Genomic DNA, 23,105 nt, shown 5'->3' on the forward strand with positions numbered 1-23,105 from the left:
GCCTCAGGCGCCGGGCCGTACGGAGAGCCAGTCCCCGGCGGCGAAGGCGTCGACGCCGATCAGGGTCCGTTCGGCGCGGGCCGCCGCGACCGACAGGACGCCCTCGGAGCGGCCGGCGGCGAAGCGGGGAGCGTCGAGGGTCAGCAGCACGGCCCGTTTCCCGGTCGTGCGGCGGAACTCCGCGAGCAGCCCCTCCAGCAGGGCGGCCTCCTTGCGGTCCACGGCCTGGGGCGCATGACGTTCTACGACGGCCACCGCGCCCGTGTCCGGCTGCCGGGCGGCAGCCGCCAGAGCCTCGCGCACCGCCCGCATCCGGACCAGCCCGGCGCCGCCCTCCAGCGTGCGGTGGCCGCTGTCGAGCGGCACGAACCGTACGCCGCGGTGCACGAACCCGGGCCGGTCCGCGCGGAGCACGAAGTCGACGCCCGGCGGCGGCTTCTGCCCGGGCGGGACCACCGCGAACCGCCAGGGCCGCGCCGCCGTGCTGGCGGCGGTGCCCACCACCGGGTCGGCGGCAGCGGGCACGGCGGGGGCGGGACCGGTCGGCGGGGTGGCGGCGGTCAGGGTGTCCAGCAGCAGCCGGCCGGGCCGGGTCCCGGGCGCCGCCGAAAGCCGGGTCACGGTCAGCGGCGGCTGTGCCCGGGCCGGCAGCGGCAGGGTGACGCGGCGCCGGCCGGACCAGGTCACGGCGGGCCCGCGCAAGGAGACGGCGGCCCCGTCGGCGTCGGCCAGGTGCAGGGCGGGGCGGGCTCCGGAGCCGTCCCCGGTCACCCACAAGGACAGCGAACGGGCGAGCTCCGGCACGGGGAGCGGGCCCGGCGGGGTGGCGGAGGCCCCGGCTCCGGCGGGGGCGAGGGCCAGCGCCCCGGGAGCGGCCGTCGCGCCCGGGCCGGTCCAGCGGGCGGCGTCATCCGTCAGGCCGGCGAGCGGCAGCTCGTCCAGGCCGGCCCCGAGGGCGACTTCGGCGGTGGCTCCGGTCGCCCGGACGGTGATGCCGAGCCGTCCGGTGGCGTGCGGGACCCGGGCGGTCACGGTGAAGGCGCCCCGACCGTCGTCGGTCACGCTCCAGCGGGAGCGGTCGAACCGGAGGGTCACGTCCCGGGGTTCGACGGGCGCGGCCGCGCCCTGGGCGTCGTAGCCGGTCAGCGCGAACCCGGCGTGCTCGGCGGGGCCGGCGAGGCCGATGCGGTCGCTGGTGGGCCGGAGCCGGGCCAGTGGGCCGAGGACGTCCAGGCGCAGCACGCCGGCGGCCGGTCCGCGCCGGGCCGTGACGGTGACGGGGCCCGGCCGCAGCGCGTGCAGGATCCCGTCCGGGCCGACGCTCCCGCTGCCGCGGGCCGACCACTGCGCGGCGCCGGGGGCGGGGCCGAGGGCGGAGTCGTGGCCGGTGGCCGTGAGGGCGCGGGTCAGCCCGGGGAAGGCACGGGCCGGTCCGGCGACGGGCTCGACGCGGTACCCGGTGAGGCGGCCGGAGCCGGCCGGGACGGTGAGGACGAGGCCGTTGGGGACCGGGCGGAGCGAGCCGTCCGACGGGGAGTTCTCCACCGTCAGGGCGGTGGCCCCGCTCCGCCCGGCGAGCAGGGTCGAGGAGCCGCCGCCGTCCAGGTTGAGGGCCTCGGACGCGCCGAGCCGGCGCATCATCCGGCCGAGCCCGGTCAGGGTGAGGCCGCCGCTGTCGCGCTGGCGGCCGTCGACGGTGACCAGGCGCAGCCGCCGGCCGTCGTCCGAGAGGCCGACCGCGGTGCGGGGAGCGGCGGTGTCGTTGGGTTCTCCGTCGTGGTTCTGCGGGGTTCCGGCCAGGACGAGCGGCTCACGGCCGCCGACCGCCGTCACGGGGACCGGGGCGCCGGAGGCGGGAAGGGGCAGGGGAAGGGCGGTCACGGCCACCGGGTCACCGGGGCGCAGCGCCGCGAGTTCGGCCGCCGCGGGCCCGCCGGCGACCAGCAGGGTGGTTCCGGGGACGGGACGCCCGACCGGCTGCCGGGCGGGGCCGGTCACCCGGCCGTCGCGGAGTTCCACGGCCCGGGCCGCGGCGGCGGGCAGGGCGACGCCGGGCCAGTCGTGGGTGTAGAGGGCGAAGCCCTCGGCGGGCGGCCGGGCGGCGTTGTAGCCGGCCAGGGGCCGTACGGCGGCGCCCGGCAGGGTGACGGTCCCGGAGAGGCCGAGGCGCAGGAGCCGGCCGGCGCCGTCGGGGCCGAAGCCGACGGCCAGGCCGCCGCCGGGGCCGGGCGAGGCGGAGTGCAGGAGCCGTCCGGCCCGCAGCCCGGGGCCGAGGGGGGCCTTGGTGGCCCGGATGTCGAAGAAGTCCCCGTTGACGGCGCCGACGACCCGCCGTCCGGGCCCGGCCGGGTGCCGGGCGGCGGCTTCGGCGAGGGTGGGGAGGTGCGCCGGGTCCCGGCCGGGGCCGCCGAGGTACTCGGCCCGTACGCCGTCGGCTCCGCCGAGGTCGGCCATGAGTTCGTCGACCCGCAGCCACCGGTCGGCCTGGAGGCGGTCGTAGGACTCCAGGCGGACTCCGGGAGCGATCTGCCGGGACGTACGGGCGGTCTCGAGCCCGTCGTCGTCGGCGGCCCGGGCCGGACCCGCCGCGACGAGCGCGGCGCAGACCAGGGAGGCGAGCGGGGCGAGGAGCAGCGGACGCGGGTTCGGCACCGGGGCAGCATCGGCCGCGGGAGCCGCCCCCGGGAGCGCGTCCGCCGTGCCGCGCCCGCGAATTCAGCCGTTCGCCCCACCCCCTCCCCCACCAGGAGCCCCCCGCCGCCCCGCCCCGGCCCCGCCCGGCAACGGCACGCGCGCCGCACCGAATGGCGGACCGTCCCCCGAGGAGCCCTCAGCCCGTCGGGGGGCTGGGGGCGAACTCGGCCCAGACGCATTTGCCGCCGCCTCTGGGTTCCACTCCCCACGCGTCCGCCAGACCGTCCACCAGCAGCAGGCCGCGTCCCGACATCGCCCACTCCCCCGCTTCGCGGCGGTACGGGAGGGCGCTGCTGGAATCCTCCACCTCGACCCGGATCCGGCCGTCCACCGTCCGGCGCATGCCGACCACGCCTCCGCCGTCGGTGTGGACCAGGGCGTTGGTCATCAACTCGTCCGCGGCCAGCACGATCTCGTCCGACCTGTCGCGCGCACCCCAGGCCTCCGACGCCGCGCGGATCAGGTGCCGGGCGTGCGCCGGGGCCACCGGGTCGCCCGGGTCGAGCCGGTGGCGCAGCGGGCCCCCGCCGCGCGGGGCGGGCGTACCGCGGCGGCGCAGCACGAGCAGCGCCATGTCGTCGCCGCCGCCCGCGTCGCCGATGAGGTCGCACAGCACGTCGGCGAGTTCCTCGACGTCGGCCGGGCCGTCACGGACCGCGTCCATCAGCTCGCGCATGCCCGTCTCGGAGTCCCCTCCGGGCCGCTCGGTCAGGCCGTCCGTGCACAGCACCAGGGTGTCGCCGGGATGCAGGTCGAGGGCGGTCACGGGGTACCCAGTGCCGCTCCCCGGGGAGGCGCCCGGGCCGTCGGCCGGTCGCAGCCCGAGCGGGAGACCGCCCGCCACCTGGACGCGGTGGGCGCTGCCGTCACCGCGCCGCAGCACCGGGTCGAGGTGACCGGCGCGGACCATGCTCAGCGTCCCGCTGTTCAGGTCCACTTCGGCGTAGGTGCAGGTGGCGAAGCGTTCCGTCTCCAGCTCGCGCAGGAACGCCGAGGCCCTCGCCATCGCGGTGCCGGGCGTGTGGCCCTCGGCGACGTAGGCCCGCAGGGCGATGCGCAGCTGGCCCATGACGGCCGCCGCGTCCGTGTCGTGCCCCTCCACGTCGCCGATCATCACCCCGACCCGGCCGTCGCCGAGCGGGATGACGTCGTACCAGTCGCCGCCGATGTCCCGGCCGATCCTGGCCGCCCGGTACCGTACGGCGATCCGCACGCCGGCGACGTCCGGGATCCGGCGCGGGAGCATGGCCCGCTGGAGGCCTTCGGCGAGATCGTGTTCCTGTTCGAAGAGGATGGCCCGCTGGAGGCTCTGCGCGATGCCGCTGCCGAGCGCCATCAGCACGTTGCGTTCCTCGGCGGTGAAGTCCCCGGGCCGGGTGTAGAGCAGGCCGAGTGCGCCGATGGCCCGGCCCTGGGCGATGAGGGGCAGGTACACGCCGCTGCGTACGTCGAGCGGCTCGATGTACGGCCACAGCAGCGGGTAGCGCTCCCGGAAGTCGTCCCGCGAGGCGATGAAGACGGGGCTGAGGCGCCGTACGGCCTCGCTCATCGGGAACCGCGCGTCGATCCGGGTGTACTCGATCTCCGGGACGTAGGAGCCCAGCCGGCCCTCCGCCACCAGATGGATCCGGCCGCCGTCGACGACGCCGAGCATCACGCTGACCGCCCCGAGGTGACCGAGCGCCTCGGGGTCCTTGAGGACGTCGGTGACGTCGTTGACGGTGCGGGCGTGCGCGAGGATCGCGGTGGTCCGCTCGACGACCCCGGTCATCCGGCGCCGTCCTTCGGCGTGCGCTCCGTCGGCCCCGGGCTCGCCGGGGTCGTGGGCGGCGTCGCGCAGGATCCCGATGATCCGGTACGGGCGGCCGTTCGGGTCTCGCAGGATGTGTCCCTGGATGTGGTTCCAGCCGGCGCTGCCGTCGCGTCGTCTGCTGCGGAAGTAGGCCCCGTAGTGGCTGCGTCCCTCCTTGAGGGCCTGCGCGACGCGCGCGTCGATCCTTGCCTCCTCGCCCGACACCAGGCGGGCGCGCAGTCCGTCGGGGGTGCCGCTGAACTCGTCGGGGCGGAGGTCGAGGACCTCGAGGGCGGTGTCGTCCAGGTGCATCTGCCCGCTGTCGAGGTCCCAGTCGAAGGTGCCCATGCGGTTGAGCGCGAGGCTGGTGTCCGGCCGCGCCGGCCAGTCGAATCCGGGGGCCGTCTCTCCCCGCTGCTCCATGCAGCCAGCCTCTCATGTGTTATCGGGCGTCGCCGGGTGCGGGCGGGCTGGAGGTACCCGGCGAGGAACCGGGCGAGGAACCGGGTGCGACCGGTTCGGACGAAGGTCCGTAGGGCGTGTCCGGGGACTGCGCAGGGGAGGCGGGCGGGGATTCGGGAGGGGAGGCCGGGGACTCGGGGGAGGCCGGGACCAGCGGATACGTCGTGGCCGGGGACTCGGGCAGGGACGCGGGCGGGGACTCGGGCAGTGACGCGGGCGGGGTCTCGGGCAGTGACTCGGGCGGGGACTGCGGCGGCGAGAGGGTGGGCGGCTGCGACGGGGGCGGCGGCGGGCTCTTCACCACCGGCGGCGGCACGGTCTTGTCGTGCTTGCCCTCGTGGTCGTGCCGGTCGCGCTCGACCCAGCGCCCCTCGTGCCCGTCGTAGATCACGAACTTGTTCACGACGGTCACCGAAGGCGCGATGACCACCACGCGGGAGGGCCGGTACGAGGGCCAGGGCTGTCCGGTCCGCTTCGGCTCGCCCCCCAGCGCCACCGGGGGCGTCAGCGGGTTTCCGCAGGCGCAGCGCACCCGCGGTACGCCCCTGTCGTCGACCAGCACGGCCGTCCCGGCCTGGAGCACGGCCTGGTAGGCGGTGGGCTTCCCGTCGCGGTAGCCGTGGTTCGTGACCCGGGTGTCGACGCGCAGTCGCAGAGGGGTCAGGGAGCGCAGGTAGCGCGGGACGGAGGCGGGTTCGACGGAGAGTGCCGAGGCGAAGGCGGCGTTCTTCGCCGGCTGGGCGGACAGCTCCTTGATCTGCTTTTCCACATCGCAGCTGGCCACGTCCTTGGTGCCGCCGTAGAGCCCGGGCGCCGCCCCGGTGACGCTGCGGGTGACCGTGGTCCCGGTCGCCGCCGTGCTCGGCGCGGCGGTGCCCGGCGTCTGCGGGGACGGGCTCTGCAGCGGCAGTGTGGCGGGCGGCGTGCCCTGGTCGGCGGCCGTGGATTCGGTGAAGGGGTCGGGGCCGGCCGCGGCGGCGGGCTGGAGGAAGACCTCGCCGCCCGCCTTGCCCGACGGGGAACCGCCCGGCCGGGTGAGGACGACCACCAGGGCGGCGACGGCCGCCACCGCGACGACGGCCGTGACCAGCCGGGGTACCGAGCGCCACCAGGGCCCCCCGGGCGGCTGCGCGCCGGACCCCGAAGGGGGGCCGGACGGCGGCGACGGCGGCGGCGGCGGGCCACCCTGTCGGCCACCGCCCGAGAGAGGACCGGCGGGCGGACCGGCGGGAGGTTCGACGGACGGCGGCCGTGAAGCGTCCCGCGGCCGCCGCCGGGGTGGCAGCGGCGGCTCCTCGCCTGAGGGTTGCGTGGTCACGGGCTCCTCTTCCCCATTCTTAGGCGCTCCGGGGTCCCGGCCCAGCCCCTCGGCGTTCCGCGGCTGCCCTGCGGACTCGAGCGCGGACACAACCGAGCACACAGCCCCGCACATCCTCCAAAACCGCTCATATCGGCGTACATCGCACTCCTGCGGACCATTGTGTGCGTTCTTCCGGTGGTGGCCGCAAGCCGGGAGTGCCACCTTTGCCGGGTGAGCAGTCCCTCTACGACGCCGGCCTCCCGGGCCGCGAAGGCCTGGCGCGACGGCTTCTTCGCCGTGGTGGCGGGGTTCGCGGTCATGTTCGCGGTCGCGGCGGCCGGAGCGGCCTGCGCGGGCGCCGGCAGCCTGCCGGGCGGCGCGTTCCCCCGGGTGGTCGCCGCGGTCGCCGTGATGGCGGCCGGCGGCTCGGTCGAGCCCTCCGGCGGGGCCGGTGCCCTGGCCGGCGCCGCGGGGCAGCTCTCCGTGATGCCCCTGTCGGTCTCCCTGGCCGGGGCGCTGACCGTGGGCTGCGCCTTCCTGCGGCCCCTGCGCGGGCGCGCGGTCGCCGGTCCGCGGGAACTCCTGGGCCGCGCCGTGCCGTTGGTCGTGTTGTGGCTGCTCGCCCTGATGGGAACCGGGCTCGCGGCCCGACAGACCTTCGGCCTCCTCCCCGGCGACTCCCCCCTGGGGACCATCGGTGAACTGCTCGACTCCGCCCCGACGGTGGGTTTCGAGACCGACCTGCCCGTGACCGCGCTGTGCGGACTGCTGTGGATCGTGGGCCTGTTGGTCGTGGCCCTGCTGGTGTCGCGGCGCGCCCCGCTCCCGGCCTCGGTGGTCCGCTTCCACACGGCGGTGCGCCCGGCCGCCTTCGCCACCCTGGTGCTGCTCCTCGCGTACGTCGTGCTCGGGTTCTTCACCGCCGTCGTGGTGGCGTGCACCCAGGGGCACGCCGAACGCACCCTGGCCGTCGTGCTGCTGGGTCTGCCGAACCTGGCGTGGCTCGCGCTGTCGCTGGGGCTGGGCGGGGCATGGGAGGGCAGGGTCGAGGGGCCGTTCGGACTGCCGATGCCGCGGCTGCTGGACCAGGTGCTGCGGGGCCCGGAGCGCTCCACGGTCGACGTGTCCACTCTGGCGGAGCGGGACTCGCGGGCGTGGTGGCTGGTGGTGGTCGCCGCCGTCCTGCTGCTGCTGGGCACGGGCGTGCTGGCGGCGGTCCGCTCACCGGCCGGTGTGCGGCCCTGGCGGCAGGCCCTGCACCTGGGTGTGGCCCTGGCTCTGGCCATGCTGACGGTCTGTCTACTGACGGGCACACACGCGGGTTTCGGGCTTTCCCTGCTGGGGATCGGCGATGTGAGCGGCCTCGGTGAAGAGGTCGAACTCACCCCGGTGCTGTGGCGCAACACCGGCCTGGCTCTTCTGTGGGGCGCGGTGGCCGGGTTCCTCGGCACCCTCCTGGCCCGCCCGCTGCGCCACCGGGGGCCGGTGACGAGCAAGGACCCCACGGGGCTCTGACCCGAGCGGTTGCCCGTGATGGGCAACCGATGATCCATACGGGTGAACCGGCTCGGATCGGTTCGGCGGTGAATCGATTCCGCATGCCAACCTCACCTCCGTGAACACGTTTAAAGGCCTGTTCCGGCCGCTCCACGCCGGCGGCCTGCTTGCCGTCTCCGCAGTCGCCCTGACCCTGTCCACCGCGCTCCCGACCGGAGCGACACCCACCGGCGCCCGCTACCTCGCCGGTCCGGTCGGGGCGCGGGACGCGACACCCCGGGAGGTCTCGGCGAGCGCGGTCTACTGCCCCGACGGGACGCTCCTCCAGTCCGGCGGCTACTCCCTGGAGAACGGCAACACCGGCCCGGTCCTGGCCAGTCACCCCGTCGTCGGACCGGACGGCCGCAAGGGCTGGTACGCCTCCGCCTCGCACGCCGACGTCAGGGCGTACGTGCTGTGCCGCTCCGCCCTCGACTCCGACTCCTGACCGGCGGCGGCCCCCGTCACGCACCGCCGCCCCGCAGCCGGAACACCGGCATCGCCCAGCGCGGCGGTGGCGGCGCGGGGCCCGGGCCCGCGGCGGCCCCGAGGGCGTCCGCGAGCGGCGCCGGCGACCGGCCGGAAAGCGCCGCCTGGGCGGGACCCGACGCCTCGCCCGCCCTTCGCAGCGCACCGGTGAACTCCAGGCAGTCGCGCCAGCGTTCGTCCGGCGATTTGGCCAGCGCCCTGCCCAGCACCTCGTCCACCGCCGCCGTCAGGTCGGGCCGCCGTGAGGTCACCGGGGGCGGCGGATCGAACTGGTGGGCCCAGAGCAGGGCCATGTCTTCGTCACGCTGGAAGGGCGGGGCGCCGGTCAGCATTTCGTGGACGACGCACCCCAGGCTGTACACGTCGCAGCGCCCGTCGACCGGTTTGCCGGAGATCTGTTCGGGCGCGACGTAGTCGAGGGTCCCCACGAACTGTCCGACGCTCGTGAACCCGGTCAGCGACAGCGACTTCTTCGTCAGCCCGAAGTCCGTCAGGTACACGTGCTCGGGGTGGTCGCTGTCGGTGCCCTCCGCCACCAGGATGTTGCCCGGCTTCACGTCCCGGTGGACCAGGTCGTGGGCGTGGGCCGCGTCCAGCGCGGAAGCCACCTGGCCCGCGATGCGCACCGCCGTACGGACGGGCAGCGGGCCCGTCCGGTCCAGCAGGGCGCGCAGGTCCTGCCCGGCGACGTAGCGCATGGCGATGTACAGCAGGCCCTCCGTCTCGCCCGCCTCGAAGACGGGCACGATGTGCGGGTGGTCGATGGCGGCCGCCACCTTCGACTCGTGGGTGAAGCGCTGCCTGAACGTGTCGTTGCGGGCGAGCTCGGGCGCGAGCAGTTTCAGTGCCACCGTCCGGTCCAGCCGCAGGTCCAGGGCCTTGTAGACGACCGCCATCCCGCCGCGCCCGATCTCGCTCTGCACCAGGTACCCGGCGATGCGTCTGCCCCGTAGGTCGGAGGGCCGCCCGCCGACCGGTTCGGCGGACATCACCGGTCGCCGCCCTCGGGGCCCTCCACGACCAGAGTCGGCTCGTGCCCGGTGTCGCCCGGTTCCTGTGTTTCTACGTCGGCCACACCGCCGGGATCGGAGGTGCCGGGCGGCGACGCCCCGGCCGCGGAGCCCGGCCCGGAGACGACGGCGTAGGTCGCAGGCCGGCCGCCTTCGCCGTACAGCCACCGCCCGTTCGCCTCGTCGTAGATCCACACCGATTCCCCGTCGATCACCACGCCGGCCCGCAATCCCCGCGTACCCCGGCGGAAGGCCTCGGCGTCAACCTGTCCGGACGCGAGCTGGTCGGTGGCCCGGCGGTAGCGCTCCAGCGTGTCGGCGGTGCGGGCCAGCAGTGGCCGCGGGTCCTCGGAGCGCGCGAGGGGCCGCCCGCCCGTCGGCGGGGGCTGCGGCACGGCCACCAGCAGCCGGCCGTCCACCCACGCGGACCATCCGTTGGAGCACAGGACCTCGCCCCATTCGCCTTGCCGCGACAGCAGTTGTACGGGCAGGAACGGGTCCAGCGCGGCGGTCGGCCGGGACACGTCCGGCACCTCCCAGGCGGGCAGTCCGTCCTGCGGCACGACGTGCGTGGGCCGGAAGTCGGCAGCTCCGGCAGGGCTCGTCATCGCGGTCACCGGGCTACTTCCTCATGATGGCGGGCTCGTGCCGGCGCAGCAGCCTCGCGACCAGCACCCCGAACAGCACGGACAGCGCCACCAGCATCCCGACGTCGAGCAGCCACACCCCGGCGGAGTGCGCGAACAGCGGATCGTCGGTGCTCTTGCCGGGCACGATCGCGCCGAGATCGATGGTGGCCGCCATGGCGCCGAGCGCCCAGCGGGAGGGAACCAGCCAGGCCAGTTGCTCGATCACCGGTACGCCGTCCAGCTGGAGCAGGGCCCCGCAGAAGACCACCTGCACGATGGCGAGCAGGACCAGCAGCGGCATGGTGACCTCCTCCTTCCTGACCAGCGCGGAAACCAGCAGGCCGAGCATCATCGCGGTGAACGACAGCAGTGCGACGGCGATGGTGATCTCCACGAGTGGCGACAGGAAGACCCCCTTGCCGCCGGGCGCGTTGGTCTGCACCCCGAGGAGCGCCACCAGCGTCAGCACCACCGCCTGCGCGACGGTGACCGCGCCCAGGACCACCACCTTCGACATCAGGTAGGCGGAGCGGGACAGCCCCACGGCGCGCTCGCGCTGGTAGATGGTCCGCTCCTTGACCAGTTCGCGAACCGCGTTCGCCGCGCCGGTGAGCACGCCGCCCACGCACAGGATGAGCAGGGCGTTGACGGCCGTCTCCCGGGTGAGGGAGTGGCCGGCGAGGGCGCGGGCCATCGCGCCCATCACGAACGGCAGGGCGACCATGATGGCGAGGAAGGTGCGGTCGGCGCCGAGGGCGGCCGCGTAGCGCCGCACCAGGGTGGACAGCTGGGCTCCCCAGCTCTGCGCCTTGGGCGGCGCGGCGGCGAATCCGGCCGGTCCGGCGGGGGCGCCGCCCTCGACCGGCGGGAGGCCCGGGAGCTGGACGTACTTCCGGTACAGGGTGGAGGAGCGGTACTCGCCCGCCCAGTCGCGGCCCTGCTGGTTCTCGAAGGCTTCGAAGGCCTCCGGCCACTCTCCGAAGCCGAAGAAGCCGAGGGTCTCCCCGGGCGGACCGAAGTAGGCGACGCGTCCGCCGGGGGCGAGGACCAGCAGCCGGTCGCAGACTTCCAGGCTGAGCACGCTGTGGGTGACGACGATCACGGTCCGGCCGTCGTCGGCGAGGCCGCGCAGCATGTTCATGACCGAGCGGTCCATTCCGGGGTCGAGTCCGGAGGTCGGCTCGTCGAGGAAGAGCAGGGAGGGCTTCGTCAGCAGTTCCAGCGCGACGGAGACCCGTTTGCGCTGGCCGCCGGAGAGGCTGTGGATGGGCTGGTCGGCGCGCTGCCCGAGCCCGAGTTCCCGGATCACCTCGTCCACCCGGGCCCGCCGCTCCGCGGTGGCGGTGTCCTGCGGGAAGCGCAGCTCGGCGGCGTAGGTCAGGGCGCGGCGCACGGTGAGCTGGGCGTGCAGGATGTCGTCCTGCGGGACGAGGCCGATGCGGCTGCGCAGTTCGGCGTAGTCGCGGTAGAGGTCGCGTCCGTCGTAGAGGACGGTGCCCTGGTCGGCGGGGCGCAGCCCGGTGAGCGCGCCCAGCAGCGTCGATTTGCCGGCGCCGCTGGGGCCGACGACGGCGAGCAGGCACTTGGCGCCGACGGGGAAGGAGACGTGGTCGAGCAGGACCTTGCGGCCGCGGTCGACGGCGACGGCGAGGTCCTGGACTTCGAGGGAGACCTCTCCGGTGTCCACGTACTCCTGGAGCTGGTCGCCGAAGACGCAGAAGGCGCTGTGTCCGATGCCGACGATGTCGCCGTCGGCGACGGGGGCCCGGTCGACGGGGACGCCGTTGAGGTACGTGCCGTTGTGGCTGGCGAGGTCGGCGATCTCGTACGTCCCGTCGGGCAGGGGGCGCAGTTCGGCGTGGCGGCGGGAGACGACGAGGTCGTCGACGACGAGGTCGTTGTCGGGGGCCCGGCCGATGCGGACGGTGCGCGCGAGCAGCGGCCGTACGGAGGCGGGCGTGTGGAAGGAACCGGTCAGGGCGGGGCCGGTGACCGAGGACGGGCGGGCGGGGGTGCGCTCGGGGGCGGCGCCGAGGAGGACGGCGCGGGGGCCGTCCTCGGCGCTGCCGAAGCGCAGTTCGCTGCCTGGGCCGACGCTCCACTCGCGTACGCGGTGGCCGTCGGCCCAGGTGCCGTTGGTGCTGCCCTCGTCCTCGACCGTCCAGTGGTCGCCGTCGGGGCGCAGGACCGCGTGGTGCCAGGAGACGCGGGCGTCGTCGAGGCAGATCTCGCAGAGGGGGTCGCGTCCGACGTGGTACGTCCGGCCCGGGCTGATCGAGGTGCAGCCCCGGGCGGTCTCCAGCACGAGTTCGGGTGCGGCCGGCGCACCGGGTCGCGAGGCCATGCACAGATTTTCCCACGATCCGACCGGCGCGGCATAACAGCAGGTCAGCGGCTTCTTATGGGTAATGACAACGGTCCCCGTTGCAGCCTTTGCCGATGCACCGAAGGTGCGTTTCACTTGCGGCGTCGGAACCGAACAAACGGGGGACACCATGACCGGGCACGACCACGGGCACGAGCACGACCACGCCGGGGATCCCGGGCCCGGCGGCCACGCCGGGCACAGCCACGGTGTGGCCGCGGACGCCGACCGGCGCTGGCTGGCGATCGCCCTCGGCCTGATCGGCGGCTTCATGGCCGTCGAGGTGGTCATCGGCGTCCTCGCCCAGTCCCTGGCCCTGATCTCCGATGCCGCGCACATGCTGACCGACGCGGTCTCGATCGTGCTGGCGTTGATCGCGATGCGGCTCGCCGCCCGCCCGGCGCGCGGCGGGTTCACGTACGGCCTCAAGCGGGCGGAGATACTCTCCGCGCAGGCGAACGGGCTGACCCTGCTGCTGCTGGCGGTGTGGCTGGCGTACGAGGCGGTGCGGCGGCTGATGGACCCGCCGGCGGTGGAGGGCGGGCTGGTCCTGGTGACGGCGCTCGCGGGCATCGTCGTCAATGTGGCGGCGGCCTGGTGCATCTCGAAGGCGAACCGGACCTCCCTGGCCGTCGAGGGCGCCTACCAGCACATCCTGAACGACATGTTCGCCTTCATCGGGACGGCGGTGGCCGGTCTGATCGTGCTGACCACCGGTTTCCGCCAGGCGGACTCGATCGCCTCGCTGGTCGTGGTGGTGCTGATGGTCAAGGCGGGCTACGGGCTGGTCCGCGAGTCGGGCCGGATCTTCCTGGAGGCGGCCCCGGCGCACATGGACCCGGACGCGGTCGGCGACCGGCTCGCGGGGCACCCGCCGGTGACGGAGGTGCACGACCTGCACATCTGGACGATCACCTCCGGCCAGGCGGCGCTCTCCGCGCACGTGCTGGTGGAGCCGGCGGGCGACTGCCACGCCGTACGCCGGGACCTGGAACGGCTCCTGGCCAAGGAGTACGGCGTCACGCACACCACCCTCCAGGTGGACCACGTCCCGGAGGCCCTCCTGTCGGTCGGCCGGGCCGGCGAGGACCCGGAGCCCGGCGACCCGCACTGCGCGGACGCGCACGGTCCGGTCCACCGGGCCGGACCGCACGATCACTGACGGAGGGCGCGGCGGGGCATACATGCCCGCATGACGCAAAAGCGCAGCGCGGGCCTGTTGCTGTTCCGGGAGGCCGACGCCGGGGTCGAGGTACTGCTGGGCCACATGGGCGGCCCGCTGTGGGCGCGGCGGGACGCGGGGGGCTGGGGCATCCCGAAGGGCGAGTACGGCCCGGACGAGGCCCCGCTGGACGCGGCCCGGCGCGAGTTCACCGAGGAGATCGGGCTGCCGCCGCCGGAGGGCCCGTACCTGCCGCTCGGCGAGATCCGGATGGCGGGCGGGAAACTGGTGACGGTCTGGGCGGTGCGCGCCGACCTGGATCCGGCGCTCATGGTGCCCGGCACCTTCACCATGGAGTGGCCCCCGCACTCGGGCCGGCAGGCGGAGTTCCCGGAACTGGACCGGGTGGCCTGGTTCACTCCCCCCGCGGCCAGAAACAAGCTGATCGCAGGTCAAGTGCCTTTCCTGGAGCGGCTGTTGGAGCTTCGGGAGGGGTTGACCCGACCTTGACTTGCCAACAAACCCCACCTGCCTGGACATTGCACATATGACGAGCGTCGTGCTGGTGGGAACCCTGGACACCAAGGGTGTCGAGTACGGCTGGCTGCGCGAGAGGCTGCTGCGCGCCGGCGTCGAAGTGATCACGGTCGACACAGGAATCATGGGCGAACCCCGGATACCCGCGCAGATACCGCGCGAAGCGGTCGCCCGGGCGGCGGGAACGGAACTGACGCAACTACGGGCGGCGGCCGATCGGGGCGCCGCCGTCACCACCATGGCCGAGGGCGCGGAGGCGACGCTGCTGCGCCTGCACGCCGAGGGCCGGCTCCACGGGGTCCTCGCGATCGGGGGCAGCGGCGGGACCTCCATCGCCACCCGGGCGATGCGCGCACTGCCGCTGGGCGTACCGAAGCTGATGGTCTCCTCGATGGCCTCCGGCGACGTGGCCCCGTACGTCGGCTCGGCGGACATCACGATGATGTACAGCATCGTGGACATCGCGGGGATCAACAGCGTCTCCGCCCCGGTACTGGCCAACGCGGCGGAGGCGATCGCCGGCATGGCCAAGGGGTACGCCCGGGCCGCGCTGGAGCGGCGCCGCCCGGCCCGGCTGGGGTCGGGCTCCCGGCCGCTGATCGCCGCGAGCATGGCGGGCGTCACCACGGTCGGTGTGGACGCGGCCCGGGAGCGGCTCACCGAACTGGGCTACGAGGTCCTGGTGTTCCACGTCAGCGGCAGCGGCGGCCGCACCCTGGAGAAACTGGCCGGCCAGGGCGTCTTCGCCGGCGTCCTCGACCTCACCCTCAGCGAACTCGCCGACGACCTGTGCGGGGGCATCCTCACCGCCGGCCCCGACCGGCTGAGCGCGGCCGGCCGGGCCGGGATACCGCAGGTGGTGAGCCTGGGCGCGCTGGACATGGTGAAGTTCGGGCCGCTGGAGAGCCTGCCCGAACGGGTCCGCTACCGCCGGATCCGCGTCCACAACCCCTCGATCACCGTCATCCGTACGACCGCGGCCGAATGCGCGGAACTCGGCCGCCGGGTCGCCGCCAAGCTCAGGGCGGCGACCGGCCCGACGGAGGTGTGCGTCCCACTGCGCGGACTGTCGACACTCGGCGCGCCCGGCGGCCCCTACCATGACCCCGGCGCGGACCGGGCCCTGTTCACGGCGCTGCGCGACGGCTTGCGGGGCAGCGCCGCCCGGCTGCACGACTACGACACCCACATCAACGATCCGTCCTTCGGGCGGGCCGCGGCGGAGCGGCTGCACGCCATGATCGGTGCGGAACAGGCCGTGGCATGACGGTCTGACCCACCCGCCCGGGCCTGCTTCGAGACACCCCCTCCGGCAGGGAACCGGCCATGGCGGAAACCGTGTCCCAGGGGGTGCCGGCCGCAATGACCGGCGCTGGGACACGGTGGGGCCATGGAGGGGGAACGATGAACGACGCGTGGACGGTTCCCGGGTACACGCCGGTCCGGGAGCTGGGTGCGGGCGGCAGCGGCCGGGTGGTGCTGGCGGTCCACGAGGCCACGGGCACACCGGTCGCGGTGAAGTACCTCGCCGAACGGCTGCGCGAGGACCCCGCCTTCGTCCGGGAGTTCCGGGCGGAGGCCCGGCTCCTGGGCGGGCTGCGCTCCCCGCACGTGGTGACGTTCTACGAGTACTGCGAGTACACGCAAGGGCCCGGCGGCGCCGCCATCGTGATGGAACTCGTCGACGGGATCTCCCTGCGCGCCCTGCTGAAACAGTCCGGCGCAGGCACGGAGCCGGAGGCCGCCCTGGTGCTGCTCAAGGGCTCGCTGCTGGGGCTGGCCGCCGCGCACCGGGCCGGAGTGGTGCACCGGGACTACAAGCCGGAGAACGTACTGGTCGGGGCGGACGGCTCCTCGAAACTGGTGGACTTCGGGATCGCGGCCGGACGCGGTACCACTCCCGGGGTCGCGGGCACGCCGGCGTACATGGCGCCCGAGCAGTGGCAGGGCCGGCCGGCTTCCCCCGCGGCCGACGTGTACGCGGCGACGGCGACGTTCTTCGAGTGCGTGACGGGACACAAACCCTTCCCGGGGACGAACTTCGCGGAGCTGGCGGTCCAGCACGTGGAGGCTCCCGTGCCGGAGACCGAGGCGCCGGAGCCGGTGCGCCCGCTGATCCGCCGGGGCCTGGCCAAGGCGCCGGAGCAGCGACCGGAGAACGCCGAGGCGTTCGTGGCGGAGCTGGAGGAGGCGGCGCTGGCCGGGTACGGGCCCGACTGGGAGGAGCGCGGGCAGCGCAAACTGGCGGCCCTCGCGGCGCTGCTGCCGCTGCTGTTCCCCTCGGCGGGGGCCGCGGCGGCCGGCACCACCGCGCTCGCCACAACCGTGCTGCCGCCTGCGCCTGCGGCCTGGGCGCCCGGGCGGCGCGGCGCGCTGGCGGCGGCCGCCGTGGTGGTGATCGGGGCGCTGCTGCTGTTCACGTACGAGGCCGCCGCCGGGGAGTCCGGAGGGGCGGCCACGCTGAGCGCGTTCGCCACGTCGAGCCCCGGGCCGCCGGGCGGCGGTCCGGGGCCGGGGCCGGGCGCCTCCGGGTCCGCGTCGCCGACCCCCTCGGCGCCGGTGGCTGCCTCGCCGTGGGTGTCCGTCTCCCCCTCCCCCTCCTCCTCCCCCTCCCCCTCGGCGTCGGCGTCGGCTTCGCCGTCCGGGCCGCCGAGCCAGAGCACATCGCCCACGCCGAAACCGACACCGACGGAGCCGGCTCCGACGGCGAAGCCGAGCCCGCCGGTCACCATCTCCGGGGTCACGGCCACCCTGCGGACCAGCCCGACCACCGGGCAGGTGACCGTCTCCCTCGACGTGCAGGGCGGACCGGCGACGGTGGTACTGGAGTGGTTCCTCGGAAACAGCCTCTCGGACCTGAGCTACGCGGACGGCACGGACTCGGTGCCTGTCCAGGCCGGTACCGCGCCGGTGACCCGGGCCCATACCTTCACCCGCCGAGCCGGCTGCTACCTGAGCGTCCGCGTCACGACGACGCCCGCGTCCGGGAAGCAGCCGGTCATCGCCTCGCAGGCCATCCCCAGGTGCACTACGACGGAGCCCCCGCGATGAGCGGACCCCACGCCCCCGAAGGCGACGACTACAGCGCCACGGTCCTCGGCAGTCACTGGTTCAGCGGTCCGCCGCAGCCGCAGGGCGCCACCCGGCGGCCGGAGGTGACGCAGCGGCTCGACACCCCGGCCACCGTGCAGGGCGCCGCCCCCGACCGGGTCGACGGGCCGGTGCTGCGGTTCGGTCCCGGCGTCACGGCGGCGACGCCCGCGCCGTTCCCGGTGACGGTGCCCGCCGCGGCTCCGGGCCGCCGCCCGGCGCAGTGGCGGCGCTACGCCCTGGCCGCCGTGGTCCTGGCCGGGGTCCTCGCCTACCTGGGCTGGCAGCGGTTCGGCCCCGCCCTCACGGTCCGGGACGTGGCGGTGACCACCGACCCCAAGGGGCCGGGCTGCGATTCGGCCGCCGACGTGCTGGCCGTCGTACGGACCGACGGGCGCCCGGGCACGCTCACCTACCACTGGGAGCGCAGCGACGGCACCCGCTCCGAGCAGCTCACGGAGCGCGTCCCGAGTGGCCGTACGCAGGCCCGGCTCCACCTGCTGTGGACGTTCCGGGGAGTCGGCACCTACGCCGCGCGGGCCGAACTCCGCCTCGACTCACCCGGGCAGCGCGCCGACGCGGTCGGGTTCACCTACCACTGCCCGGCGTAGCGGGCCCCGCGCGGGAAGGCCCGCGGCCGCTCGGGGTGGAGCGGCCGCGGGCCGACCTGGCCGGCCTGTCCGTGGCAGGCACGTCTGTGATGGGCCGCCTGTGGCGGGCGGCCGGGAAGGTCAGCAGCGGGCGTGCGCCGTGATGTCCGCCGCGAACTCCCCCGTCATCGCGGGGGTCACGGTCGGCCTGCACTGCGCGACCGCCGCCAGGTAATCTCCCGTGCCGGCGCCCAGCTGCGCGGCCGCCGCGCCCCGCGCGCCCACCGCCTCCAGGTCCCGCTCGAAGGACACCTGCGCGGCGATGCGCGCCGCGTGCTCGATGTCCGCCGGGGTGAACAGTTCGGTCGCCTCCACCAGCGCCGCCACGTCGACGTCCGGGCGCCCGGACGTGTAGCGCGACCAGATCGCGGCGCGCGCCCCGGCGTCCGGGGTGCCGATCGGGATCAGGTAGTCGAAGCGCCCGGGCCGCAGGAAGGCGGGGTCCAGGGAGCGGATGGAGTTGGTGGCGCAGACCAGCAGGCGTTCGTCGCCCTCCCGGAAGCCCGGTATCAGCTTGAGCAGCTCGTTCGTGACGCCGTGGATGCCGCCGGGCTGCGCGGGCTCGGTCCGTACGGGCGCGATCTCCTCGACCTCGTCGATGAAGACGAGGACCCGCTCCAGCTCGGCGATCCGGGCGAAGGCGTCGCGCAGCGCGGCCGCGAGGTTGCCCTCGTCGGCGAGCCGGGAGGGCAGCAGTTCCACGAAGGGCCAGCCCAGGCGGGAGGCGATGGCGCGGGCGAAGGTGGTCTTGCCGGTGCCGGGCGGCCCGAAGAGGGTGATCGCGCGCGGCGGCCGCACCCCGTGCGCGGCGGCCCGTTCGGGCTCGGCGAGCGGGAGGACCACGCGGCGCTCGATGAGGTCCTTCTCCTTCTCCATCCCGGCGACCTTGGCCCACAGGTCGCCCTGGAGGAAGCGGCCGCCGAGGTCGTCGAGGAGGCCGGCCGCCGGTCCGTGCAGCGGTTCGGTCTTCTCGAAGTAGGCGACGGCGGGCTGGCGCGTGTACCCGGCGTTGAGCAGGCCCTCGCCGAGCAGGTCCTCCTCGGGCAGGACGTAGGCGATCCGGCCGACGCGGGCGGCGATGAGCCGGCGCTCCAGTTCGACGAGCAGCGCGCTGGCCAGGCCGCGGCCGCGCCAGCCCGCGGCGATGGCGAGGCGCATCACCCAGGCACGTTCCCCGGTGACGCAGGCGAGGGCCGCGCCGATCGGGACGCCCTGGTGGACGGCGACCACACAAGGCTGCCGGTCGGTGAGCGCGCTGATGCACTCGGCGAGCGAGAAGACGGACTCCTGGCCGAGTTCCGCCGTGGTGTCGATCAGGTGGACGACAGCGGCGAGATCACTCTCGCGGTAGTCGTGGATCAGCCAGTTCACCGGGTACCGCCCCTCGTTCGTGCTCCTGCGGCGAGGCTAGGGGCGCCCGGGCCCTGCGATCACGCTCCGCGGTGCACAACACCGGCCCCGTAAACCGTCCGCGCCGTCCATAGACTCGCCCCTTCCGTCGCGAAGGCCCGTGCCTCCCGCCCGGGGCGCATGCCGGACATGCGTGCTGTTTCGGCACTTGCGCCATGGGCCGGCCGGGATTCACAGCGGATTCTTATGGAATCGGGCGCTCCGGCCACAGGATCTCTGGGCAGGCTCAGGTGCATGATCCGCAGCATGCCCCCCAGACAGGCCGCCCCCGCCGGCTCCTCCCGCGCTCGGCGGGCGTCCCGGGTCCTGCTCGCGCTGGCGGCGATGGCCACGCTGCTGAGCGTGGATCTGCCGGACGCGGGGGCCGCCCCGCCGCTCGGCAGCACCGCGCAGGCCGAGCCCGGCAGTGCCGCCGACCGGGTGGGCGCGCTGTTCGCGGGCGGGCTGGACGGGGGTCACTTCTGCACCGCCGCCGTGGTGCACAGCGACGACCGGAGCGTGATCGCCACCGCCGCGCACTGCCTGGACAACCCGGACAGCACGGTGTTCGCGCCCGGCTACCGGGACGGGAAGGCTCCGTACGGCCTGTGGAGGGTGACCGGCGCGTACCTGTCCCCGCGCTGGACGCAGGGGCGGGACCCGGACGAGGACATCGCCTTCGCGTCGGTCGCCCCGGTGTCGGGGTCGGCGCAGGTCGAGGACGTGGTGGGCGGCTTCCCGGTGGCCCCCGACCAGCCGCAGGACGCGACGGTGACGATCCTCGGCTACCCGAGCAGTGAGGAGTCGCCGCTGCGCTGCACCAACGCCACGAGCCTGTTCTCGCCGACGCAGCGCCGCATCGACTGCCCCGACCTCAGCGGTGGCACGAGCGGCAGCCCCTGGCTGGCGAACGGCGCCGTGGCCGGGGTCCTGGGCGGCCACGAGGACGGCGGCCTGGTCCCGGAGGTCTCCTACAGCGCGGTGATGGACGACCAGGCCCTGGAGCTGTACCGCGAGGCGGCAGTCGCGGGCTAAGCCCCGTCGGCGGGCCGGAACCAGGTCGGTTCGTCGCGCAGGGCGCGGTGGACGCGTCTCACGGCGAAGGGCTCCAGCGGCGGCAGCGCGTCCGCCGTGAACCAGCCGACTTCCAGCAGCTCGTTGTCGTGCGGCCGGGCCTCGCCGCCCGTGGCACGGCAGCGGAAGGTGATGTCCTGGAACTGGCAGACGTCCCCGTTGGGGTAGGTGATCGGTTCGAGCATCTCGACGAGCACGACCCGCTCGGGGACGCACCGTACGGCCGTCTCCTCGTACACCTCGCGCACCGCCGTGTCGGCGGGTTGTTCGCCCGGTTCGGCGATGCCGCCGATCACCGACCACAGGCCGGTGTCGGCGCGGCGGCCGAGCAGGATCCGGTCCCGGTCGTCCACGACGATGGCGGTGACGCCGGGCAGCAGGAGCAGCAGGTGCCCGGCGCCGGCTTCGCGGACCGCGCGTATGTAGTCAGGGGTGGTCATGGCCCGACCCTACGAGACGGCCCGGCGTCCACCCGCGTCATGCGGACCGGCGGGCGCGAACCCGGCGGGTCAGTACCAGGCCCAGCCCCCCGGCGGCCACCAGGAGCAGCGCGTACTCGGGCAGCGGTCCGAGCCTGGTGGCCGGCGTCTGCGTCGAGCGCAGCGGGATTTCGGCGACCAGCGCGTCGGCGGTGAACATCTTCGTCTGCTGGACGACGGTGCCGTCGGGCCGGATGACGGCGCTGACCCCGCTGGTGACGGGGACGAGGACGGTCCGGCTGTGCTCGACGGCCCGGACGCGGTCCATGGCGAGCTGCTGGTAGGTCATCTGGGTCCGGCCGAAGGTGGCGTTGTTGCTCGGTACGGCGATGACCTGGGCGCCGGCCCGGACGGTGGAGCGGACGGCGTCGTCGAACGCTGCCTCGTAGCAGGTGACCATGCCGGCCCGGGTGCCCGCCATGTCGAAGACGCCGGGTTCCTTGCCGGGCCCGAAGTCACGGCGTACCCGGTCCACGTCCTTGCTGAAGATCCGGACGAAGGACCGCATCGGCATCCGTTCCCCGAACGGCTGGATCTTGCGCTTGTCGTACGTCGCGGTCGGGCCCTTGACCGGGTCCCACAGGATCATCGTGTTGCGCAGCGGGCCGGTCGGCGGTTCCAGTACGGAGCCGATGGCGACGGGCACGCCGATCCGCTTGACCGCCCGGTCGATGACGTCGTGGGCGTCCTGCTCGGCGAACGGGTCGATGTCGGAGGAGTTCTCCGGCCAGACGACGAAGTCGGGCTGACGGGCGCGCCCGGCCTTGATGTCGTCGGCGAGCTGGAGGGTGCGGTTGGCGTGGTTGTCGAGGACCGCGCGGCGCTGGGCGTTGAAGTCGAATCCGGCACGGGGGACGTTGCCCTGGATGACGGCGGCCACGGCCGTGCCGTCCTCGGCGGCGTCGGAGACCAGTGGCCGCGCCGCGAGGGCCGCCCCGACGGGCAGGGCGACGGTGAGGGCGGCGAGCGCGGCGGTGGTGCGGCGGGGCTGTGAGCGGGCGGTGCGCCAGGCCTCGTACAGGCCGAAGCCGCACAGGGCGACGGCGAAGGAGAGCAGCGGGGTGCCGCCCAGCGCGGCGAGCGGCAGGAAGAATCCGTCGGCCTGCCCGAAGGCGAGCTTGCCCCAGGGGAAGCCGCCGAAGGGGGCCCGGGCGCGCAGCGCCTCGCCGGCGATCCACAGGGCGGAGGCCCACACGGCCCGGCCGGGGAGGGTGCCGACGAGGGTGATGCCGAGGCCGGTGAGGCCGAAGATCAGCGCTTCGAGGGTGACGAGGGCGATCCACGGGACGGGGCCGACGCCCTCGCTGGTCCAGACGAGCAGCGGGAGCAGGTAGCCCAGTCCGAAGACGAACCCGAGGCCGAATCCGGCCCGGGCACGGCGGCCGCGCAGGCAGCCGGCCAGCAGGGCGAGCGCGAAGGGGGCCAGCCACCACAAGGGGCGGGGCGGGAAGCTGAGGTAGAGCAGGACCCCGGCGAGCGCGGCGAGCGCCGCCCGCGCCGGCCAGGCGCCCCGCAGCCGGTCCAGGGCGCGGGCGCCGCTCTCCGGCGCGGTGGACTGCGCGGGCTCGTTCCCGGCCGCTCGGGTGACACTGGTGCTCATTTGGCGGAGTGTACGTCCCCCGCGCACCGCAGTCCCCAGGGACTCAGTGCGCCAGGGCGCGCAGGTGGGTGCGGATGACCCGGACGGCGTTCTCGGCGTCGTCGACGGTGACGGTGAACAGCTTCCCGTCGTCCAGGCGCAGCTCCACGCCCTCGCCGCGGCGGACGATGACGGCCGTCCCCCGCTCGGGGCGCCAGCGGTATCCCCACCCGCCCCAGTGCTGGGGGGTGATCCGGGGTACGAACTCGGCGGAGGTCACCTCGGCGAGCCGGATGGTGCGGCGGGGCAGCCCCATGTGACCGCAGCGGACTTCCATCGCCTGGGAGTCGACGGTGACGGCGACGTGGACGAAGGCGAGGGTGCCGAAGAGGATGAGCAGCCCGGCCGCGAGGCAGCCGATCACGGACATCAGCAACGGCACCGTGCCGGAGGTCCAGCTGGCGTCGACGGCGAGTTCGACGCCGAGCGCCAGGCACGCGGCGCCGGCCGCGGCGAGCAGCCACTGCACGCGGTTGGAGGCACGGCCCGTCCAGAGCGGACCTGGGGGGTGACCCGTCATGTGTGCAGCGTACTCACCTCCCGCCCCCTTGCCCCCCGACACGTCGCCCCTCCTCCCCGGTCCGCCCGGGGCGGCGGGCAGTGACGGTCCGCTGGAGGGGCCGCGAAGCGGAGGCGACCCGGGGCCGGGCCGTGAGGCGGTGGGGGCGGCCGGCCCTGCGCTCGATCCGTTCCAGCGGGAGGGCGGCCGGCACCCCTGGCGGCGGCGAGTGCGCCGACGTCCGCTCCGACGACGAGGCGGTCCGGCCCGTGCCGGGAACCAGCGCTCATCAAACGCCCCTGGGCCGGC

18 protein-coding genes are annotated in these 23,105 nt (G+C 74.9%); 8 read left to right on the forward strand and 10 right to left on the reverse strand.

Annotated features, from left to right (window positions below; all coding sequences use genetic code 11):
* Positions 1–3: 3 nt before the first annotated feature.
* From IE207_RS12200 to IE207_RS12210, 3 genes are all read right to left on the reverse strand, one after another.
* Positions 4–2,652: a phosphodiester glycosidase family protein gene (locus tag IE207_RS12200; RefSeq protein ID WP_190184106.1), complete on the reverse strand. Its 2,649-nt coding sequence runs from the start codon at positions 2,650–2,652 to the stop codon at positions 4–6.
* Between the two features lie 178 nt (positions 2,653–2,830).
* Complete coding sequence (locus IE207_RS12205; RefSeq protein WP_190184107.1) at positions 2,831–4,909, reverse strand: SpoIIE family protein phosphatase; 2,079 nt, start codon at positions 4,907–4,909, stop codon at positions 2,831–2,833.
* Positions 4,910–4,928: 19 nt separating this feature from the next.
* Complete coding sequence (locus IE207_RS12210; protein WP_373304699.1) at positions 4,929–6,380, reverse strand: DUF6777 domain-containing protein; 1,452 nt, start codon at positions 6,378–6,380, stop codon at positions 4,929–4,931.
* Between the two features lie 99 nt (positions 6,381–6,479).
* On the opposite strand from IE207_RS12210, the gene IE207_RS12215 reads away from it, so the two are divergent.
* Both IE207_RS12215 and IE207_RS12220 read left to right on the forward strand, forming a co-directional pair.
* Complete coding sequence (locus IE207_RS12215; protein WP_190184108.1) at positions 6,480–7,763, forward strand: streptophobe family protein; 1,284 nt, start codon at positions 6,480–6,482, stop codon at positions 7,761–7,763.
* Positions 7,764–7,863: 100 nt separating this feature from the next.
* Complete coding sequence (locus IE207_RS12220) at positions 7,864–8,232, forward strand: hypothetical protein (RefSeq protein ID WP_190184109.1); 369 nt, start codon at positions 7,864–7,866, stop codon at positions 8,230–8,232.
* 16 nt (positions 8,233–8,248) lie between these two features.
* On the opposite strand, the gene IE207_RS12225 is transcribed toward IE207_RS12220, so the two are convergent.
* The 3 genes from IE207_RS12225 to IE207_RS12235 are packed head-to-tail and all read right to left on the reverse strand — an operon-like array spanning position 8,249 to position 12,256.
* The gene (locus IE207_RS12225; RefSeq protein WP_190184110.1) at positions 8,249–9,262 is read right to left on the reverse strand and encodes a serine/threonine-protein kinase; all 1,014 of its coding nucleotides are present in this window, start codon (positions 9,260–9,262) and stop codon (positions 8,249–8,251) included.
* Positions 9,262–9,891 (reverse strand): hypothetical protein, encoded by a 630-nt coding sequence (locus IE207_RS12230; protein WP_190184243.1) that lies wholly within the window; start codon positions 9,889–9,891, stop codon positions 9,262–9,264. The genes IE207_RS12225 and IE207_RS12230 overlap by 1 nt, the downstream gene beginning before the upstream one ends.
* Before the next feature lie 13 nt (positions 9,892–9,904).
* On the reverse strand, positions 9,905–12,256 hold the full coding sequence (locus IE207_RS12235) for an FHA domain-containing protein (RefSeq protein WP_190184111.1): 2,352 nt from the start codon (positions 12,254–12,256) through the stop codon (positions 9,905–9,907).
* A gap of 151 nt (positions 12,257–12,407) precedes the next feature.
* On the opposite strand from IE207_RS12235, the gene IE207_RS12240 reads away from it, so the two are divergent.
* From IE207_RS12240 to IE207_RS12260, 5 genes are all read left to right on the forward strand, one after another.
* Positions 12,408–13,439 (forward strand): cation diffusion facilitator family transporter, encoded by a 1,032-nt coding sequence (locus tag IE207_RS12240; protein ID WP_190184112.1) that lies wholly within the window; start codon positions 12,408–12,410, stop codon positions 13,437–13,439.
* A 30-nt stretch (positions 13,440–13,469) separates the two neighbouring features.
* Positions 13,470–13,949 (forward strand): NUDIX hydrolase, encoded by a 480-nt coding sequence (locus tag IE207_RS12245; RefSeq protein ID WP_190184113.1) that lies wholly within the window; start codon positions 13,470–13,472, stop codon positions 13,947–13,949.
* Positions 13,950–13,986: 37 nt separating this feature from the next.
* Entirely contained in the window at positions 13,987–15,243 is a 1,257-nt protein-coding gene (locus IE207_RS12250; RefSeq protein WP_190184114.1) for a Tm-1-like ATP-binding domain-containing protein, read from the forward strand.
* Between the two features lie 137 nt (positions 15,244–15,380).
* Positions 15,381–17,027, forward strand: coding sequence for a serine/threonine-protein kinase (locus IE207_RS12255; RefSeq protein WP_190184115.1), 1,647 nt, complete (start codon positions 15,381–15,383; stop codon positions 17,025–17,027).
* Positions 17,024–17,677 (forward strand): hypothetical protein, encoded by a 654-nt coding sequence (locus IE207_RS12260; RefSeq protein ID WP_190184116.1) that lies wholly within the window; start codon positions 17,024–17,026, stop codon positions 17,675–17,677. Before IE207_RS12255 ends, IE207_RS12260 begins: the two co-directional genes overlap by 4 nt.
* A gap of 120 nt (positions 17,678–17,797) precedes the next feature.
* On the opposite strand, the gene IE207_RS12265 is transcribed toward IE207_RS12260, so the two are convergent.
* Entirely contained in the window at positions 17,798–19,087 is a 1,290-nt protein-coding gene (locus IE207_RS12265) for an ATP-binding protein (RefSeq protein ID WP_190184117.1), read from the reverse strand.
* 285 nt (positions 19,088–19,372) lie between these two features.
* Between IE207_RS12265 and IE207_RS12270 the strand changes: the two genes are divergently transcribed.
* Positions 19,373–20,140: a trypsin-like serine peptidase gene (locus IE207_RS12270; RefSeq protein WP_190184118.1), complete on the forward strand. Its 768-nt coding sequence runs from the start codon at positions 19,373–19,375 to the stop codon at positions 20,138–20,140.
* Here the strand turns inward: IE207_RS12270 and IE207_RS12275 are convergent.
* From IE207_RS12275 to IE207_RS12285, 3 genes are read right to left on the reverse strand one after another with little or no spacing between them, the layout of a single operon-like run.
* Positions 20,137–20,619, reverse strand: a complete 483-nt coding sequence (locus IE207_RS12275) for an NUDIX hydrolase (RefSeq protein WP_190184119.1) — start codon at positions 20,617–20,619, stop codon at positions 20,137–20,139. The two genes, IE207_RS12270 and IE207_RS12275, sit on opposite strands and share 4 nt — an antisense overlap.
* A 37-nt stretch (positions 20,620–20,656) precedes the next feature.
* Positions 20,657–22,258, reverse strand: coding sequence for an apolipoprotein N-acyltransferase (lnt, locus tag IE207_RS12280; protein WP_190184120.1), 1,602 nt, complete (start codon positions 22,256–22,258; stop codon positions 20,657–20,659).
* 43 nt (positions 22,259–22,301) lie between these two features.
* The gene (locus tag IE207_RS12285) at positions 22,302–22,817 is read right to left on the reverse strand and encodes a hypothetical protein (protein WP_190184121.1); all 516 of its coding nucleotides are present in this window, start codon (positions 22,815–22,817) and stop codon (positions 22,302–22,304) included.
* Positions 22,818–23,105 lie beyond the last annotated feature (288 nt).

It is taken from the genome of Streptomyces cirratus (genome assembly GCF_014650775.1).
Classification (GTDB): Bacteria; Actinomycetota; Actinomycetes; order Streptomycetales; family Streptomycetaceae; genus Streptomyces; species Streptomyces cirratus.

What these genes read in the sequence shown, in the direction of transcription:
- IE207_RS12260 (WP_190184116.1), top strand. Translation starts at nt 17,024, where the DNA reads ATGAGCGGACCCCACGCCCCCGAAGGCGACGACTACAGCGCCACGGTC.
- IE207_RS12285 (WP_190184121.1), bottom strand. Translation starts at nt 22,817, where the DNA reads ATGACGGGTCACCCCCCAGGTCCGCTCTGGACGGGCCGTGCCTCCAAC.
- IE207_RS12275 (WP_190184119.1), bottom strand. Translation starts at nt 20,619, where the DNA reads ATGACCACCCCTGACTACATACGCGCGGTCCGCGAAGCCGGCGCCGGG.
- IE207_RS12255 (WP_190184115.1), top strand. Translation starts at nt 15,381, where the DNA reads ATGAACGACGCGTGGACGGTTCCCGGGTACACGCCGGTCCGGGAGCTG.
- IE207_RS12235 (WP_190184111.1), bottom strand. Translation starts at nt 12,256, where the DNA reads ATGGCCTCGCGACCCGGTGCGCCGGCCGCACCCGAACTCGTGCTGGAG.
- IE207_RS12230 (WP_190184243.1), bottom strand. Translation starts at nt 9,891, where the DNA reads ATGACGAGCCCTGCCGGAGCTGCCGACTTCCGGCCCACGCACGTCGTG.
- IE207_RS12270 (WP_190184118.1), top strand. Translation starts at nt 19,373, where the DNA reads ATGCCCCCCAGACAGGCCGCCCCCGCCGGCTCCTCCCGCGCTCGGCGG.
- IE207_RS12250 (WP_190184114.1), top strand. Translation starts at nt 13,987, where the DNA reads ATGACGAGCGTCGTGCTGGTGGGAACCCTGGACACCAAGGGTGTCGAG.
- lnt (WP_190184120.1), bottom strand. Translation starts at nt 22,258, where the DNA reads ATGAGCACCAGTGTCACCCGAGCGGCCGGGAACGAGCCCGCGCAGTCC.
- IE207_RS12205 (WP_190184107.1), bottom strand. Translation starts at nt 4,909, where the DNA reads ATGGAGCAGCGGGGAGAGACGGCCCCCGGATTCGACTGGCCGGCGCGG.
- IE207_RS12245 (WP_190184113.1), top strand. Translation starts at nt 13,470, where the DNA reads ATGACGCAAAAGCGCAGCGCGGGCCTGTTGCTGTTCCGGGAGGCCGAC.
- IE207_RS12240 (WP_190184112.1), top strand. Translation starts at nt 12,408, where the DNA reads ATGACCGGGCACGACCACGGGCACGAGCACGACCACGCCGGGGATCCC.
- IE207_RS12225 (WP_190184110.1), bottom strand. Translation starts at nt 9,262, where the DNA reads ATGTCCGCCGAACCGGTCGGCGGGCGGCCCTCCGACCTACGGGGCAGA.
- IE207_RS12210 (WP_373304699.1), bottom strand. Translation starts at nt 6,380, where the DNA reads ATGTGCGGGGCTGTGTGCTCGGTTGTGTCCGCGCTCGAGTCCGCAGGG.